General features: G+C 71.3%; 15 protein-coding genes. 6 read left to right on the top strand and 9 right to left on the bottom strand.

Annotated elements, in window-relative coordinates:
• Nucleotides 1–115: 115 nt before the first annotated feature.
• Nucleotides 116–1270 carry a hypothetical protein gene (locus LPA41_RS03825; protein ID WP_229068332.1) on the bottom strand — a complete coding sequence of 385 codons (1155 nt, stop codon included), beginning with the start codon at nucleotides 1268–1270 and terminating at the stop codon, nucleotides 116–118.
• A gap of 517 nt (nucleotides 1271–1787) precedes the next feature.
• On the opposite strand from LPA41_RS03825, the gene LPA41_RS03820 reads away from it, so the two are divergent.
• The 5 genes from LPA41_RS03820 to LPA41_RS03800 are packed head-to-tail and all read left to right on the top strand — an operon-like array spanning nucleotide 1788 to nucleotide 6744.
• Nucleotides 1788–2648 carry a hypothetical protein gene (locus LPA41_RS03820; protein ID WP_229068330.1) on the top strand — a complete coding sequence of 287 codons (861 nt, stop codon included), beginning with the start codon at nucleotides 1788–1790 and terminating at the stop codon, nucleotides 2646–2648.
• 35 nt (nucleotides 2649–2683) lie between these two features.
• A complete protein-coding gene (locus tag LPA41_RS03815) occupies nucleotides 2684–4252 on the top strand; it encodes an acyl-CoA ligase (AMP-forming), exosortase A system-associated (RefSeq protein ID WP_229068328.1) in 1569 nt (522 codons plus the stop codon).
• Entirely contained in the window at nucleotides 4249–5475 is a 1227-nt protein-coding gene (locus LPA41_RS03810; protein ID WP_229068326.1) for a pyridoxal-dependent decarboxylase, exosortase A system-associated, read from the top strand. Before LPA41_RS03815 ends, LPA41_RS03810 begins: the two co-directional genes overlap by 4 nt.
• 26 nt (nucleotides 5476–5501) lie before the next feature.
• The gene (locus LPA41_RS03805) at nucleotides 5502–5765 is read left to right on the top strand and encodes an acyl carrier protein (RefSeq protein WP_229068324.1); all 264 of its coding nucleotides are present in this window, start codon (nucleotides 5502–5504) and stop codon (nucleotides 5763–5765) included.
• A 22-nt stretch (nucleotides 5766–5787) separates the two neighbouring features.
• Entirely contained in the window at nucleotides 5788–6744 is a 957-nt protein-coding gene (locus LPA41_RS03800; RefSeq protein ID WP_229068323.1) for a hypothetical protein, read from the top strand.
• A gap of 81 nt (nucleotides 6745–6825) precedes the next feature.
• On the opposite strand, the gene LPA41_RS03795 is transcribed toward LPA41_RS03800, so the two are convergent.
• From LPA41_RS03795 to LPA41_RS03765, 7 genes are all read right to left on the bottom strand, one after another.
• Nucleotides 6826–7842, bottom strand: a complete 1017-nt coding sequence (locus tag LPA41_RS03795; protein ID WP_229068321.1) for a hypothetical protein — start codon at nucleotides 7840–7842, stop codon at nucleotides 6826–6828.
• A gap of 29 nt (nucleotides 7843–7871) precedes the next feature.
• Nucleotides 7872–9131, bottom strand: a complete 1260-nt coding sequence (locus tag LPA41_RS03790) for an MFS transporter (RefSeq protein ID WP_229068320.1) — start codon at nucleotides 9129–9131, stop codon at nucleotides 7872–7874.
• 116 nt (nucleotides 9132–9247) lie between these two features.
• Complete coding sequence (locus LPA41_RS03785; protein ID WP_229068318.1) at nucleotides 9248–10354, bottom strand: DegT/DnrJ/EryC1/StrS aminotransferase family protein; 1107 nt, start codon at nucleotides 10352–10354, stop codon at nucleotides 9248–9250.
• Complete coding sequence (locus tag LPA41_RS03780; protein ID WP_229068317.1) at nucleotides 10351–11025, bottom strand: acetyltransferase; 675 nt, start codon at nucleotides 11023–11025, stop codon at nucleotides 10351–10353. Before LPA41_RS03780 ends, LPA41_RS03785 begins: the two co-directional genes overlap by 4 nt.
• A complete protein-coding gene (locus LPA41_RS03775) occupies nucleotides 11022–12158 on the bottom strand; it encodes a DegT/DnrJ/EryC1/StrS aminotransferase family protein (RefSeq protein WP_229068316.1) in 1137 nt (378 codons plus the stop codon). Before LPA41_RS03775 ends, LPA41_RS03780 begins: the two co-directional genes overlap by 4 nt.
• A 5-nt stretch (nucleotides 12159–12163) precedes the next feature.
• Nucleotides 12164–13174: an NAD-dependent epimerase/dehydratase family protein gene (locus LPA41_RS03770; protein ID WP_229068315.1), complete on the bottom strand. Its 1011-nt coding sequence runs from the start codon at nucleotides 13172–13174 to the stop codon at nucleotides 12164–12166.
• Entirely contained in the window at nucleotides 13171–14244 is a 1074-nt protein-coding gene (locus tag LPA41_RS03765; RefSeq protein WP_229068314.1) for a Gfo/Idh/MocA family protein, read from the bottom strand. Before LPA41_RS03765 ends, LPA41_RS03770 begins: the two co-directional genes overlap by 4 nt.
• A gap of 308 nt (nucleotides 14245–14552) precedes the next feature.
• Here LPA41_RS03765 and LPA41_RS03760 point away from each other — a divergent pair, with 308 nt between their 5' ends.
• Nucleotides 14553–15161 (top strand): acyltransferase, encoded by a 609-nt coding sequence (locus tag LPA41_RS03760; RefSeq protein WP_229068313.1) that lies wholly within the window; start codon nucleotides 14553–14555, stop codon nucleotides 15159–15161.
• Nucleotide 15162: 1 nt separating this feature from the next.
• Here the strand turns inward: LPA41_RS03760 and LPA41_RS03755 are convergent, their stop codons facing one another.
• The gene (locus LPA41_RS03755) at nucleotides 15163–15756 is read right to left on the bottom strand and encodes a M23 family metallopeptidase (protein WP_229068312.1); all 594 of its coding nucleotides are present in this window, start codon (nucleotides 15754–15756) and stop codon (nucleotides 15163–15165) included.
• Between the last annotated feature and the right edge of the window lie 43 nt (nucleotides 15757–15799).

The raw sequence follows: 15799 nt of genomic DNA, 5'->3' as shown, positions 1-15799 counted from the left end.
CGCCGGGATCACGATTTAAGGAAGACTTAAAGTTCGACGTCCGGCATCGACCGGTTCGACAAGCGAAAAGGGGCCCTGCCGGCAACCGGCAGGGCCCCTTCGCGGTGTCACCGCATCAGCACTCGTTGATGGCCTTCACCTGGCCGGTCACCTTTCCGGTGGCGAAGTCGTACTTCACCGTGGCGTTACCGGAGAATTCCGAGACCAGCGAGCAGGAGATCTCGACCGGGCCGTAGGCGAAACTGCCCTGGACGATTTTGTTGCCGGTCACGGCGGCGAACTTGCCGCCCGTCAGGCGCAGCGCGTAGCCGCCGCCGGCGAGGACGTTGTCCACCACCGTGCCGCCCGCGTTGCCCTGGTCCGGGATGAAGACCGGGGCCGTCGGGCAGTCGTCGCGCCGCTGGTCGATGGTGTTGTGCCGGAGGGTCACCTTCGGGCCGCCGTAGGCCTGGAGGCCGTCGCCGTGCGGGTCGGACGAGGCGCACATGCCCGGCGGCACCGCGAGCTGGGCGAACGAGTCCTGGATGAGCACCGAACCGGCGCCGGAGTAGTCGGCGGCGCCGACCCGGAAGCCCTCCAGCCGGTTGATCACCTTGCAGCGCAGGCAGGTGTAGTTCGCGACGCCGAACGCGTACTGGTCGTTCTGCGAGTACTCCTGGCCGGGCGGGTTGACCACCTCGGTGTCCTCGATCCGGGTGTGCCCGTAGATCTCGTTGCCGTGGAAGTTGTCGATCGAGCCGTAGACCCGGGTGTTGCGGATCGTCACGTCGGCGGCCCGCACGATGATGCTGCCGGTGACCAGCCGGTCCTCGACCACCGTGCCGTTCTTGGTGATGGTCAGGTCGCCGTTCGTGGTGCGCTTGGGCTTCCAGCCCGCCGGCACGCCGGTGCAGGCGGCGGTGGGGTAGCGGGGCAGGGCGCAGTTTCCGCCGACGCTGGCGACGCCGTCGTCGGTGGCCGGCTCGGTGGCCTTGGTGGTGCTGGTGGCCGCCGGTTTCTTGCCGGGTGCCGGGCTCGCCGAGGAGCTCGGCTTCGCCGGTGACTTGCTCGGCGACACCGACGGGCTCGCCGAGGCGGAGCTCGCGCGGGAGCCGGACGGCGACGTGGTGGGCGCGGCCGAGCGGGGATCGTTCCAGTTCGGCGAGATGTGCCGTTTCGCCACCGCTTCGGGCACTTGCCCGTCCTGGTCCCCCCATCCGCCGCTCCGGGCCCAGGAGCCCAGGGCGAAGATGCCGGAGACGGAAAGGAAAACGGCGCAGAAAACGAGCACGAATCCTTTCTTTCCGCGGCCGACAAAGAAATTACGGCGATGCTTCATCTGGTGCGATCTCCTCATGATGTGCCCGGTCCCGGGCGGTCATCGAGAGTGCTTCTGCATGGGGCAACCAGAGCATCTTAGAAGATCCCGAGGGTGATGTGGGCCTGCCGGTGCTGCGCACTTAAGGAACAGCCAAGAATTGCTCAATCATATTTGCTGGCAATTCTGCCGATCCCCGCCGATCAGGTGATATCCACCCCGAAACGGGCTCCGGCCGGGCGCTCCGAGCTGGCAATCCTCCGTTCGTCCGGTACTCGCCCGCCGGTGCGGCCGGGCCGGTTGGAGGACCGGTCGTATCGGCGATCCGGAGTGACGGAAACCCGGCACAGCGGCGGCGACCCGTCGCCGCGTCACGGTATCGTCGGCCCGAGCCGAGCAACCGAAGGGCACACACATGAATCCCATGACCGGACGCCGTGTTCGCGGCGGTGCCGGACAGCGCCGCCGGGCGAGTGGAGCGGCGAGCTAGATGGGAGTTCGGGTCAGCGCCGTCACCGGCTCGGATCTGCCGGAGGTCGCGGACTTCCTGCACCGGAACCTCAACGACAAGGTCTCCGCCGAGGCCTGGGCGCGAGCGGTCGACGTGCCGTGGAAGGTCGACGCACCCAACCACGGTTTCCACCTGCGGGCCGACGACGGCACGGTGGTCGGGGCGTACCTCGCCTTCTACTCCGACCGCACCGTCGGCGGTCGCAGCCTGCGGTTCTGCAACCTCGGCGCCTGGTGCGTCAGGCCGGAGCAGCGGTTCCACAGCCTGCGCCTGCTCAAGGCGCTGCTCGACCAGGGCTGCGACGTCTACACCGACCTGTCGCCCAGCGGCAACGTGGTGCCGGTCAACACCCGCCGCGGCTTCCGGTTCCTGGACACCGCCACCGAGCTCGTGCCGAACCTGCCCGGCCCGCCGCTGCCCGGCGCCGGCTCGGTCACCGCCGACCGGGCCGCGATCGCCCGCGCGCTCACCGGCCGCGAGCTGCAGATCTTCCAGGACCACGCGGACACCGCGGCAGCACGGCACCTGCTGCTGACCCGCGGCGACGAGACCTGTTACGTGATCTTCCGCAAGGACCGGCGCAAGGGCCTGCCGCTCTTCGCCTCGATCCTGTATGTGAGTGATCCCGCCCTCTTCCGCCGGATGTTCCGGCAGGTCTCCCGCCACCTGCTGCTGCGGCACGGCATCCCGGCGACCCTGGCCGAGCAGCGGATCGTCGGCGGCTCGCTGCCCGGTGGCCGGCCGCTCGCCAACCCGCGTCGCAAGATGGTCCTCGGCGACGCGGTCGCGGATCCCGACGTCGACTACCTCTACAGCGAACTCGTCTGCCTCAGCTGGTGACCGCCGGGTCTCGAGTCTCAAGGAAGAAGCACCACATGCGCATCCGCCTGCACGATCTGCTCACCGGCTCGGCCGAGGTGTCACCGGACGCCGCCGCACTCACGTTCAAGGACCGGACGCTGAGCTACGCCGAGCTGCGTGACCTCACGCTCAACGCGGCTCGCGGGCTGCGCGGCCTGGGCACCGGCCGCGGCGACCGGGTGGCGGTCTGGCTGGACAAGCGGATCGAGACGGTGGCCGCGATCTTCGGCACCTCGGCGGCGGGCGCCGTCTTCGTCCCGGTCAACCCGGTGCTGCGGCCCCGGCAGGTCGGTCACATCCTGGCCGACTGCGACGTGCGGGTGCTGGTGACCACGCCGGAGCGGCTCGAGCTGCTCCGGGACGAGCTGGAGAGCCTCAAGTCGGTCGAGCGGGTCGTGCTGGTCGGCGCCGAGGGTGCCGGGGCGACCGCCGAGGCCGACTACACGGTGTCCGGCTGGGACGCCCTTGTCGAGCAGCGGTCCGGCTCGCCGGACGCCGGTGGCATCGACGCCGACGTGGCCGCGATCCTCTACACCTCCGGCAGCACCGGCCGGCCCAAGGGCGTGGTCCTCTCGCACCGCAACCTGATCGTCGGCGCGGAGAGTGTCAGCACCTACCTCGGCAACACCGCGGACGACGTCATCCTCTCGGTGCTGCCGCTCAGCTTCGACGCCGGCTTCAGCCAGCTCACCACGGCGTTCGCCGTCGGGGCGCACGTGGTTCTCACCAACTACCTGCTGCCCCGCGACGTGGTCCGGCTCTGCGCCAAGCACGGCGTCACCGGGCTGACCTGTGTGCCCCCGCTCTGGGTGCAGCTGGTCGAGCAGAACTGGACGCCCGAGGCCACCGGTTCGCTGCGCTACTTCGCCAACACCGGCGGCCGGATGCCGCGGACCACGCTGGACCGGCTGCGGGAGATCTTCCCGGCCGCCCGGCCCTTCCTGATGTACGGGCTGACCGAGGCCTTCCGCTCCACCTACCTCGACCCCGAGCAGGTCGACCGCCGTCCCGACTCGATCGGCAAGGCGATCCCGGACGCGGAGATCCTGGTGGTCCGCCCGGACGGCACCGAGTGCGACCCGGGGGAGGAGGGCGAACTGGTGCACCGCGGCGCCCTGGTGGCCCTGGGCTACTGGAACGACCCGGAACGCACCGCGCAGCGCTTCAAGCCGCTGCCCGCCCGCGAGGGCGCGCTCGCACCGGAGCTGGTGGTCTGGTCCGGTGACACGGTGGTCCGCGACGAGGAGGGCTTCCTCTACTTCGTCGGCCGCACCGACGACATGATCAAGACCTCCGGTTACCGGGTCAGCCCCACCGAGATCGAGGAGGTGGCGTTCGGCACCGGCCTGGTCCGCGACGCCGTCGCCCTCGGCCTGCCCGACCCCAAGCTCGGCCACCGGATCGCGCTCGTGGTCAGCCCGCCGGAGGGCGCCGAGCTCGACCAGGCCGCCCTGCTCGACCGGCTCAAGCAGGAACTGCCGATCTACATGCTGCCGAAGCAGATCGAGGTACGCACCGAGCTGCCCCGTTCGCCCAACGGCAAGTTCGACCGCAACCTCATCCGCCAGGAGCTGAGCGCATGACCGTCCACCCCACCGTGGCCGCCTTCGGAACCGCCGGCGGCGAACTGGCCGTCGGCGGCATCCCGGTCAGCCGGCTCGCCGCGCGGGCCGGCTCCACGCCGTACTTCGCCTACGACCGCGGCCTGATCACCGACCGGATCCGGTCGTTGCGGGCGGCGCTGCCGGCCGACGTGCAGCTCAGCTACGCGGTCAAGGCCAACCCGATGCCGGCGGTCGTGCAGCACCTCAGCGGCCTGGTCGACTCGTTCGACGTGGCCTCGTCCGCCGAGATGCTGGTGGCGCTCGACACCACGGTGCCGCCGCAGCGGGTCAGCTTCGCCGGGCCCGGCAAGACCGACGCCGAGCTGCGCCAGGCGGTCGCCGCCGGGGTGACCATCGAGATGGAGTCGGAGAACGAGGCCGACCGCGCCGCCCGGATCGGTGACGCGCTCGGCGTCCGGCCGCGGGTCGCCGTGCGGGTCAACCCGGACTTCGCGCTCAAGGGCTCCGGCATGCGGATGGGTGGCGGCCCGCAGCAGTTCGGCGTCGACGCCGAGCGGGTGCCCGCGCTGCTCAAGCAGCTCGGCGCGACCGACCTGGAGTTCCTCGGCTTCCACGTGTTCGCCGGTTCGCAGAACCTGCGCGCGGAGAGCCTGATGGACGCCCAGCGGCACACCGTTGACCTGGTGCTGCGGCTGGCCGAGGACGCGCCCACCCCGGTGCGCTACGTGAACCTCGGCGGCGGCTTCGGTATCCCGTACACCGGCAAGGATCAGCCGCTGGACCTGGCCGCCGTGGGCGCCAACCTGACGGAGCTGATGACCGGCACGTTGCGGCCGCGGCTGCCCGAGGCCAGGGTCGTCATCGAACTCGGCCGCTACATCGTCGGCGAGTCCGGCGTCTACGTCACCCGGGTCGTCGACCGCAAGGAGTCCCGCGGCAAGACCTTCCTGGTCGTCGACGGCGGCCTGCACCACCAGCTCGCCGCGTCCGGCAACTTCGGCGCGGTCATCCGCCGCAACTACCCGCTCGTCGTCGGCAACCGGTTCGAGCAGGAACCGGTCGAGACGGTCACCGTGGTCGGGTCGCTGTGCACCCCGCTGGACCTGCTCGGCGACAGTGTTACCCTGCCCCGCGCCGACGTCGGCGACCTGATCGTGCTGTTCCAGGCCGGGGCCTACGGTCTCACCGCGAGCCCTGCCGCCTTCCTGAGCCACCCGGCTGCCGCCGAGATGCTCGTCTGACACCGCAACACCACGGAGGAACGAAGATGGACCTGACCAGCGCTGCCCTGCTCGACGAGGTCAAGGCGGTTCTCGTCGAGACGCTCGGCATCCAGGACCGCGCCGCGTCGATCGACGCCGGCACCGAGCTGCTCGGCAGCCTGCCGGAGCTGGACTCGATGGCGGTGCTCGAACTCGTCGCCTCGCTCGAGGAGCGCTTCGGCATCTCCGTCGACGACGAGGACGTGACCGCCGAGGTGTTCGAGACCCTCGGCACCCTCACCGCGTTCGTCGCCGAGAAGAAGAGCTGAGCCCGTCGTGCGCGGAGACGGTGTGAAACCCCGCGCGCGCCGGATCCCGTACGTCCTGGTGGCGCTCACGGCCGTGCTGGCCGTGGGCGCCGCCGTGTTTTTCGTGCTGCAACAGCGGGACTCCGGCGGCGACACGGCGAGCGGTCCGACGAACGGCGCCTGCACCACCGCGAGCAAGGGGCCGGCGGGATCGGCGCGGAGTTTCCCGGACGCGGACTGCACCGGGGTGCCGGCGGGGGTGTCGCTGGAGGCGTACGACGGCCCCTGCAAGATCACTGACAGCGGGACGGTGATCCAGGGGCAGGACGTGACGTGCTCGCTGATTATTCAGGCCGCCGACGTGGTGATCCGCAACAGCAAGGTCACCGGTGTGATCAAGGTGGAGGGCGCGGGCCACTCGCTGCGCATCGAGGACTCGGACGTCGACGGCGGCCAGGCCTACGACCATACCGTCGGCTTCGAGAACGTGACGGTGCTGCGCTCCGACATCCGGGGCGGCCAGAACAGCGTCAACTGCTACAAGAACTGCCTGATCCAGGACTCCTACCTGCACGGACAGTTCGTCCCGGAGGGCGAGGACTGGCACCTCAACGCCTTCCTCTCCAACGGCGGCGTCGGCATCAAGCTGATCGGCAACACGCTCGCCTGCGACCACAAGACCAACGCGGCCGGTGGCGGCTGCACGGCCGACGCGTCGATCTTCGGCGACTTCGGGCCGAACACCGACTACACGGTGCAGGGCAACCTGTTCGTCGGCTCCGACCAGTTCTCGTACTGCTTCTACGGCGGCTACGACCCGAAGAAGAAGTTCGGCACCGAGTTCTCCAAGATCGTGGTGCGGGACAACGTGTTCGAACGCGGCCCCACCGGCACGTGCGGCTCGTTCGGGGCGGTCACCTCGTTCCACGCCGCCGGCGAGGGCAACGTCTGGAGCGGCAACGTCTGGGAGAACGGCACCGAGGTGCCCTCGGACGGCTGAGACCGGCACCGGAGGGCGGCAGGCCAGGAGCCTCGCCGCCCTCTTTCCTGCACGGGTACGCCGGTCAGCGCACCACCGGCATCAGCGCACCACCGCGGGCGACCAGGCATCACTGACGAGCACCTTCGGCGTACCCGTCCCGTCCGCCGGCACCGACCACACGTCGCTCGACGCCGACGAGGCGTCCTCGCGGGCCAGGCCGTAGACGATCGTCTCGTCGTCCAGCCACTCCACCTGGTCGTCGACGCTGCGGGTCTCGGCCAGCACGGTCTCCTCGCCGGTCCGCAGGTCGTGGACCGCCAGCCGCCACCTGCCCGCCGGCAGGTCACCGTGCTTCTTGAAGGCGACCCGGGTCCGGTCCGGCGACAGAGACGGGCACTCCACGTCCTCGCGGACCGCGGTCACCGTCCGGCCGGCCAGGGTGCCCTCGACAAGCCACGTCTTGCCGCCGGACGACGCGGTCGCATAGAACTTGTCGTCGTCGAAGAACGTGACGCCCCACATGTTCTTGTCGACCGCGCTGACGGTCCGGCCGTCGACGACGAGCTTGAACTGCTCGATGTCGCCGACCACCTCGCCGTCGGTGCGGGTCACGATGGTCCGGGTGGAGAACTGCCCCGGGTTGGCGTAGGAGTCGCCGTAGACGAACGTCGTGGTGGCCACCAGCGACCCGTCCCGGGAGAGCCGGGCCCGGCTCGGCAGCCCGGTCAGCGGCAGGTCCCGGACCGGCGCCCAGGCCGGGTCCAGCAGCTGCGCCTTGTAGGTGGTCACGATGCCCCGGTCGGCGGAGAGGCAGATGGCGTCCGCGGCCGTCGCGTAGACCCGCTCGCAGGTGGCCGGGGTGAACGCCCGCGGGCCGCCCGGGTCGCTCAGCGGCACCACCGCGACCTGGCCGTAACCCTGGCCCAGCGCGGTACTCCGGAAGATCAGATGGGGCCGGCCGCGCAGCGCGGCGACGTCGCCGCCGGAGGCCACCGCCGGTGCCTGGGCCAGCTGGGCGGCCTGGTCCTGGCGGACCTTCCAGACGTAACCGCCGGCGCCCACCAGCGAGACGACCAGAATCACCGCAAGCAGAACGACCCGCCCCCGGACGCTCATGCCACCTCCAGCGGCCTGCCTCTGCTCGCTCATGCCGTTACCACCGCCGTCCGGTCGATGCCGCGCAACAGCCACCAGGAGGCCGGGATCGCGGCGGCCAGCAGGACGCCGAAGACCAGCAGCGACCAGGTCGGGCCCTGCACCGCCCAGAACAGGCCGAACGTCAGTGACGAGGCGAACCGGGCCAGCGCCACGACGGTCTGCGCCGCCGAGATGCCGCTGCCCCGGGCCTCGGCCGGGACCAGGCGGCTGACCAGTGCCGGCAGCACGCCGTCGGTGGCCGCGTAGAAGACGCCGAGCAGCAGCAGCGTGCCCAGGGTCAGCCCGAGCCCGCCCGCCGGCAGCGCGGCCAGCAGGTAGGCGGCCAGCAGCGCGCCGTGCCCGAAGACCAGCACCTTGGCCCGGCCGACCCGGTCGGCGAGGCGGCCCAGCGGCACGGCCAGCAGCAGGTACGCGATGTTGGTGCCCACGTAGAGCAGCGGGAAGTAGGTGGCCGCGAAGTTGTCCCGGTCCTGCAGCGCCAGGTAGAGGAAACCGTCGCCGACGGTCAGCAGACCCAGCACCCCGGCCGCGATCAGCGGCTTGCGCAGCGGCCGGGCGCCGATCTCGCGCATCGCCCGGCGCAACCCGATCCGGGCCTTGCCCGACGTGGTCCGCAGGTTCGGCACGAAGAGCACCAGCACGGCCAGGCCGGCGACGGCGACCGCGAAGGAGACCACCCAGATCGAGTCGTAGCTGTTCGGCACGGCCGCGAGCAGGGCGAACGCGACGATCGGGCCGATCGCGGCGCCGATCGTGTCGAGGGTGCGGTGCACGCCGAACGCGCGGCCCAGCATCTTCGGGTCGGACGACTCGGCGATCAGGGCGTCCCGGGGTGCGGTGCGCAGGCCCTTGCCGAGCCGGTCGGCGGTCACCACACCGACGATCGCACCGAAACCGGCGGCCGGGAGCATCGCGATGCGGCTCAGCGCGGAGACGCCGTACCCGACGACCGCGACCCATTTCGGCTGGCCGCCACGGTCGGCCGCGTACCCTCCGGCGATCCGGACGAAGGCGCTGACGCCCTGGTAGATACCGTCCAGGAAGCCGTAGGCGACGGTGCTGAGTCCGACGGCCGCGGTGAGGTAGAGCGGCAGGACCGAGGCCACCATCTCCGAGGAGACGTCGGTCAGCAGGCTCACGACGCCCAGCAGGACGACCGTCGACGAGACGCGCCGGACGACGCTGCTCCCACCCGGTTCGTCGGATCCCGGCCGGTCACGCAGCGACACGTACACGTTTGTTTCCACCTTCCAGGCCGTAGAGATCACCAACGGCCGGGACCACCCTATCGGCGTGGTCAGGAGGCCGTCGCGGTCCGTTCTGCCCGATCTTCCCGGCAGTTCGGACCGCGACGGCCCGACGTTCAGCCAGCCAGCGCGGCCGTCAGCGCCTCGGCGACCCGCTCCTGCTGAGCAGGGGTGATCTGCGGGTAGATCGGCAGGGACAGGATCTCCGGTGCGAGCGCCTCGGCATGCGGGAACGAGCCACCCAGGTCGGCGAACGCCCCGGTCCGGTGCACCGGGATCGGGTAGTGGATCGCCGCGCCGATGCCCGCCGCGTTCAGCTTCGCCAGCACGTCGTCGCGGCGGGGGACCCGCACGCAGTAGATGTGCCAGACGTGCTCGTTGCCCTCGAGCGTCACCGGCAGCACCACGTCGTCGAGGCCGGCGAGCAGTTCGGCGTAGCGGGCGGCGGCGGCCCGGCGCTGCTCGTTCCAGCCGGCCAGCCGGGCCAGCTTGGCGCGCAGCACGACGGCCTGCAGACCGTCCAGGCGGCTGTTCACGCCGACCAGGTCGTGGTGGTACTTGCGCAGGCCACCGTGGCTGCCCAGGGTGCGGACCGTGGTGGCCCACTCCTCGGACGAGGTGGTCACGGCGCCGGCGTCACCGTAGGCGCCGAGATTCTTGCCCGGGTAGAAGCTGGTCGCCGCGATGCCGTCGACGCCCGAACCCTTGCCGTGCCGGGTGGCGCCCTGCGACTGCGCGGCGTCCTCGACGATCACCACGTCGGTGCGGCCCAGCCGGTCCAGGCCGGCGCGCAGCAGCTCCACCTCGGCGAGCTGCCCGTAGAGGTGGACCGGCGCGATCGCCCGGGTGGCGGGCGTGACGGCCGCGAGCGCGGCGTCGACATCGATCAGATAGGTACGCGGATCGCAGTCCACCAGCACCACCGTCGCGCCGGTCCGGGCCACCGCCTCGGCCGTCGCGATGAACGTGTTGGCGGGCAGGACCACCTCGGTGCCCGGCCCGGCACCGACGGCACGCAGGGCCAGCTCGAGGGCGTCGGTGCCGTTCGCCACGCCGACGCAGTGCGCCAGGCCGGAGAACGCGGCGTACTCGGACTCGAAGGCCGCCACCTCGGCGCCGCCGATGAACGCGGTCTCCGCGATGATCCGCTTGAAGCCGGTCTCGACCTCCTCAGCCACCTCCGCGTGCGCGGCGGCCAGGTCGACGAGCGGGATCCTGCTCATGACTGTGTCAACTCCTCGAGCTTGGCGGCGCTGCGCAGGAAACGGGCTGGGCTGCCGACCCAGACCTCACCGGGCGGCACGTCGCGCAGCACGACGGAGCCCATACCGATCTGTGACCAGGCGCCGACCGTCACACCCTCGCGGACCAGGGCGCCGGCACCCACGTACGCCCCGCGCTCCAGCACCGCGCCACCACCCAGCCGCACGCCGGAGGCGACGGTGACGTAGTCCTCGATCCGGTCCTCGTGGGTCAGCACCACGTGCGGCATGACCGCCACGTGCGCGCCCACCGACAGGTCGGCGGTGAGCACCGTGCCGGCCAGCAGCACGCTGCCCGGTCCGACCGTGCAGCCGGCGCCGATCTCGGCGGACGGGTGCACCACCGTGGCGTACCGCTCGGCGGGCAGGCCGAGCCGTTCGACGATGCGCTGGCGCGCGGTGTAGTTGCCCGGGTTGCCGACGCACACCACCACGGCGGCGCCGGACCGGCTCGTCACGTCCGCGATCCTGCCCAGGATCGGCAGCCCGGAGCGGACGGTGCCGTGCAGCTCCGGGTTGTCGTCGGCGAAACCGAGAACCCGCCAGGTCGGGCGGACCCGGTTGGCGGCCGCCGCGGCGGAGGCCGTCTCCCGGGCGAAACCGCCCGCACCGACAATGACGAGATCTCTCACCTGCGGGCCAGTTCCCGCAGGATGCCGACCACGTAGTCCTGGTCGTCCGCGGTGAACTCGTGGTGCAGCGGCAGGATCAGCGAGTCCTTGGTGATCCGCTCGGTGACCGGCAGCGGGTCGTGCGCGAGGCCGGCGTACGCCGGTTCCAGGTGGGCGGCCATGATGCCGCGCCGCGCGGACACGCCCCGGGCGGCGAGCTCGGCCAGCACCTCGTCGCGGCTCACGCCGTACGTCGGGTCGATGAGCACCCAGAACGACTGGTAGTTGGTCTGCCCGTAGGCCGGGTCCCGGACCGGGGTCAGCCCGTCGATGCCGGCGAGCAGCTCCTGGTAGCGCGCGGCGATCTCGCGGCGCTGCGCGACCAGACCGGCCAGCCGGCCGAGCTGGACCAGGCCGACGGCCGCCTGGATGTCGGTCATCCGGTAGTTGAACGCGGTCTCCAGGTAGGCCTCGATGACCGGCTGCTTGCTGGCGTGCCGGTCGGCGGCGGAGACGTTCATGCCGTGCTCGCGCAGCCGGCGCAGGCGGGTGGCGGCGGCCGGGTCGTCGACGGTCACCATGCCGCCCTCACCGGTGGTGATGATCTTCCGGGGGTGGAACGACCAGGCCGAGATCGCGGCGCCGGCACCGACCGGCTGCCCGTACGCGGTCGAACCCGCCGCGCAGGCGGCGTCCTCGACCAGGGTGACCCCCCACCCGTCCGCTGCCTTGCGCAGTGCCGCGGTGTCGAACGGCATGCCGCCCTGGTGCACGGCGATGACCGCCCGGGTCCGCCCGGTGCGCACCGCGTCGACCGTCTCCACGGTGACGTTGCCGGTGGCCAGGTCGACGTCGGCGAAGACCGGGGTGGCGCCGACGTACCGGACCGCGTTGGCGGTCGCGATGAACGACAGCGACGGCACCACGACCTCGTCACCGGGGCCGATGCCGTGCAGCACCAGCGCCAGGTGCAGGCCGGTGGTGCAGGAGCTGACCGCGACACCGTGCCCGGCACCGGTCGCGGCCGCGAACTCGGTCTCGAAGCGGGCCACGCGCGGGCCCTGTGCGACCCAGCCGGAACGGATGGCGTCGGCCGCGGCGGTCGCCTCCTCCTCGCCGAGCATCGGGATCATGACCTGGATGCGCCTGTCCACCGGGATCACCCGAGCCAGTTCTTGGTCTGGATCTGGTCGACCACCGTCGGGTCCGCCGCCAGCAGCTCGCGGTAATAGTCCACGGTGCCGCCGATGCCCTCGGCGAGCGAGATCCGCGGCGCGAAGTCGATGGTCTTGCGCAGCTTCGTAGTGTCCACCCAGAGGCGCGGCACGTCGGCCGGCCGGTCCTCGGCGAAGATCGGTTCCAGGTCGGCGCGCCCGACCTGCTCCAGCACGGTCCGGGCGAGCACCCCGATGGGCAGTTCCTCGCCGTAACCAAGGTTCACCACCTCACCGATCAGCTCGTCGGTCGTGGCGATCCGGGCCAGCGTCTCGGCGCAGTCGGTGACGTGCAGGAAGTCGCGGGTGACCGTGCCGTCGCCGAAGACGATCGGCGCCTCGCCGCTGAGCGCGTGCAGGATGAACCGGGGGATGACCTCACCGGAGTCGCCCTCGAAGTGCGCCCGCGGGCCGTAGTTGTTGAACGGCCGCACGCAGACCACCGGCAGGTCCCAGCACTCGTGGTACGACCGGGCGTAGTGCTCGCCGGCCAGCTTGCTGCTGCCGTAGACGGTCAGCGGCCACGGCGTGGTGTCCTCGGTGATCGGGAACTCGGTCGCCCGGCCGTAGATCTCCGAGGTGGACATGTAGACGAACCGGCCCACCTCCGCGGCGCGGGCGGCCTCCAGCACGTTCAGCGTGCCCAGGGCGTTGACCTGGTGGTTCTCGATCGGGCTGTGCAGCGAGTGCCGTACGCCCAAGCAGGCGAGGTGGAAGACGACGTCCTGGCCGGCGACGGTCGCCCGGGTGGTCTCCTCGTCCAGGATGTCGCCCTCGACGACCCGGATCTGCTCGGCGCCGTCGAACCGCAGGTTCTCCCGGCGGCCGTTGCGGAAGTTGTCCAGCACGGTCACCTGCGCGCCGCGCCGCACCAGATGCTCCGCGAGGTGCGACCCGATGAAACCGGCCCCGCCGGTGACCAGGACGCGTGCGCCCTCGATCGTTACGCCAGTCACGCCATGTGCCCTTCGTCCAGCTTGATCATTGTCCCGCCCTCGGTGAGGCTCCGCGACGCCGCCTGGAGGATCTCCAGCACCCGCAGGCCCGACCGGCCGTCGGTGAGCGCCGGCGTACCCGTGGTGATCGCCCGTGCGTACTCGTCGACCATCGTGCGCAGCGCCTCACGCTCGGTGAGAGCCGGCGCCACCATGTCGCCGGAGCGGTAGGAGATCAGCATGTCACGGCGCTGCTCGTCGGCGAGATCGTCGGCGGCCGACACGTCGACGCCCCGGTCGTAGATCGAGATCCGCTGGCTCGGGTTGAGATCGTCCCAGACCAGGGTCTTCTTCGAGCCGCCGACGATCGTCGTGCGGATCTTGACGGGGGAGAGCCAGTTGACGTGGATGTGCGCGATCGAGCCGTTGCTCAGCTCCAGCGTGAGATAGGCCACGCAGGCCCGTCCGGCGCCGATGCCGTCGGCGCCGTGCGCCGCCACCGCGACCGGCCGCACGTCCGGCGGCAGCACGAAGTCCAGGATCGACAGGTCGTGCGGCGCGAGATCCCAGACCACGTCGATGTCGCGCTGCACCAGGCCCAGGTTGATCCGCACCGAGTCGAGGAAGTGCAGCTCACCGAGGTCGCCGCCGTGCAGCAGCTCACGGATGCGCAGCACCGCCGGCGTGTAGCAGTAGGTGTGGTCGCACATCAGCGTCAGGCCCCGGCGGTCGGCCTCCTCGACCAGCTGGACGCCCTCGTCGTAGGTGGCGGCCAGCGGCTTCTCGACGAGCACGTGCTTGCCGGCGCGCAGGGCCGCCATGGCGACCGGCAGGTGGGTGCCGGCGGGGGTGGCGATCGCGACTGCCTGCACCTCGGGGTCGGCGAGGATCTCGTCGAGGTCGGCGGAGACCTGGACGGTCGAGTATCCGCCGAGCACCCGCTTGGCGCGCTCCACGTCGAGGTCGCAGAGCCAGCGGAGCCGGAAGTTCGGCGAGGCCTGGAAGTTGCGGACGAGGTTGGGGCCCCAGTAGCCGGCCCCGACGACGGCGACGCCGATCGGCTGACCGGGCGTGGTGGGCGGAGGAGTCACGGAGATCCGTTCGTTCTGGAAGCCACGTCGTCGGCTTCGGGTAAGGCATCGGTGGGTCGCCGGTGCTTGCCGGCACGGGAGCGTCCCGACGCGCAAAGCTATCGATCCAGCCATGAACCGCGCCAGATCAAAGACGGATTTCCGGCGGAGCCGGGGGCCCAAGGCCGGACGTTCGGCCACCGCCGACGGTCCTGTCGGGCCAGCCGGACGGCGACCATCGGCCACAAAGAGTGAGATCGTCGGCTTGCTGACATGATCTTGGTCTCGTCACCACTACTCTGGCGCGATCAGCTTCCGGAGGGATTCACATGACCACCCCGAGCCGTGACGGTGTCACCGTCGCGCCGACCGCCGACGTCGACGACCGGGCCACCATCGGCGCCGGCACCCGGGTCTGGCACCTCGCCCAGATCCGCGAGGATGCCACGCTCGGCGCGAACTGCAACATCGGGCGCGGGGCGTACGTCGGCCCCGGCGTCACCGTCGGCGACAACGTGAAGCTGCAGAACCACGCCCTCGTCTACGAACCCGCCCGCCTCGGCGACGGCGTCTTCGTCGGCCCGGCCGCGGTGCTCACCAACGACGAGTACCCGCGCGCCGTCACCCCGGACGGCCGGCTCAAGACCGGCGACGACTGGCACGCGGTCGGTGTCACCATCGGCGAGGGCGCGGCGATCGGCGCCCGCGCGGTCTGCGTCGCCCCGGTCACCGTGGGCCGCTGGGCCCTGGTCGCCGCGGGGGCGGTCGTCACCAAGGACGTCCCCGACTTCGCCCTGGTCGTCGGGGTGCCGGCGAAACGGGTCGGCTGGGTGGGCCGGGCCGGACGGCCGCTGCAGGCCAAGGGTGACGGCCGCTGGGTCTGCCCGGAGACGGGCGCGGAGTTCGCCGAGACCGACGGCCGGCTCACCGAACGCTGACCTACTTGGCGCAGGCGTTGTTGCTCTTGCGGTCGACCCCGTACTCCCGGTCGTCGCTGGTGATCCCGGACGCCCGCCCGTCGAACCAGCTCTCCACCTTCTCGCCGGCCCGCAGCTGCTCGTAGTGCAGGTGCGGGGCGCTGGAGTCGCCGGTGCTGCCCACCTTGCCGATCTCCTGGCCCTGCGTCACCTCGTCGCCGTCGTCGACGGGTGGCGGTTCGAGCAGGTGCAGGTAGAGCGTCTGCCACCGGCCGCCGTGGTCTATCTTCACCCAGTAACCGCCGCCCCGGCCCTGCTCGCCCTTCGGGTTCTCCGGCGTCCGCTCGCCCAGCGACCCGTCGACCCCCGCCTCGACCACGGTGCCCGGGTACGACGCCAGCACCGGCCGCCCCCAGGTCCGCCCCCGGGCCGGATAGAGGTCCACGTCGAAGTCGTCGTGGCCGGGATAGGTGTTCAGCCGCCACGTCTCACCGCAGCGGACCGGCAGCTGGAACAGCGGCCGGGGGCCGGGCGGTTGCAGTCGCGGAACGACGATCGCCACGGTGACCGCCACCCCGGCGAGGGCGGCGACCACCCAGAGCCAGTTCTTCCGCATCAATCGATCATGACAAGCCTTCGCCAGTACGCCCACCGCCGCC

Source organism: Actinoplanes sp. DH11 (assembly GCF_020873875.1).
Classification (GTDB): Bacteria; Actinomycetota; Actinomycetes; order Mycobacteriales; family Micromonosporaceae; genus Actinoplanes.
The sequence above is the reverse complement of the archived record's forward strand: the minus strand, read 5'-3'. Positions and strand labels throughout refer to the sequence as shown.

Excerpts from the sequence above, each read along its gene's own strand:
- LPA41_RS03805 (WP_229068324.1), top strand. The coding sequence starts at position 5,502 with ATGGACCTGACCAGCGCTGCCCTGCTCGACGAGGTCAAGGCGGTTCTC.
- LPA41_RS03785 (WP_229068318.1), bottom strand. The coding sequence starts at position 10,354 with ATGAGCAGGATCCCGCTCGTCGACCTGGCCGCCGCGCACGCGGAGGTG.
- LPA41_RS03755 (WP_229068312.1), bottom strand. The coding sequence starts at position 15,756 with ATGCGGAAGAACTGGCTCTGGGTGGTCGCCGCCCTCGCCGGGGTGGCG.
- LPA41_RS03820 (WP_229068330.1), top strand. The coding sequence starts at position 1,788 with ATGGGAGTTCGGGTCAGCGCCGTCACCGGCTCGGATCTGCCGGAGGTC.
- LPA41_RS03760 (WP_229068313.1), top strand. The coding sequence starts at position 14,553 with ATGACCACCCCGAGCCGTGACGGTGTCACCGTCGCGCCGACCGCCGAC.
- LPA41_RS03795 (WP_229068321.1), bottom strand. The coding sequence starts at position 7,842 with ATGAGCGTCCGGGGGCGGGTCGTTCTGCTTGCGGTGATTCTGGTCGTC.
- LPA41_RS03815 (WP_229068328.1), top strand. The coding sequence starts at position 2,684 with ATGCGCATCCGCCTGCACGATCTGCTCACCGGCTCGGCCGAGGTGTCA.
- LPA41_RS03810 (WP_229068326.1), top strand. The coding sequence starts at position 4,249 with ATGACCGTCCACCCCACCGTGGCCGCCTTCGGAACCGCCGGCGGCGAA.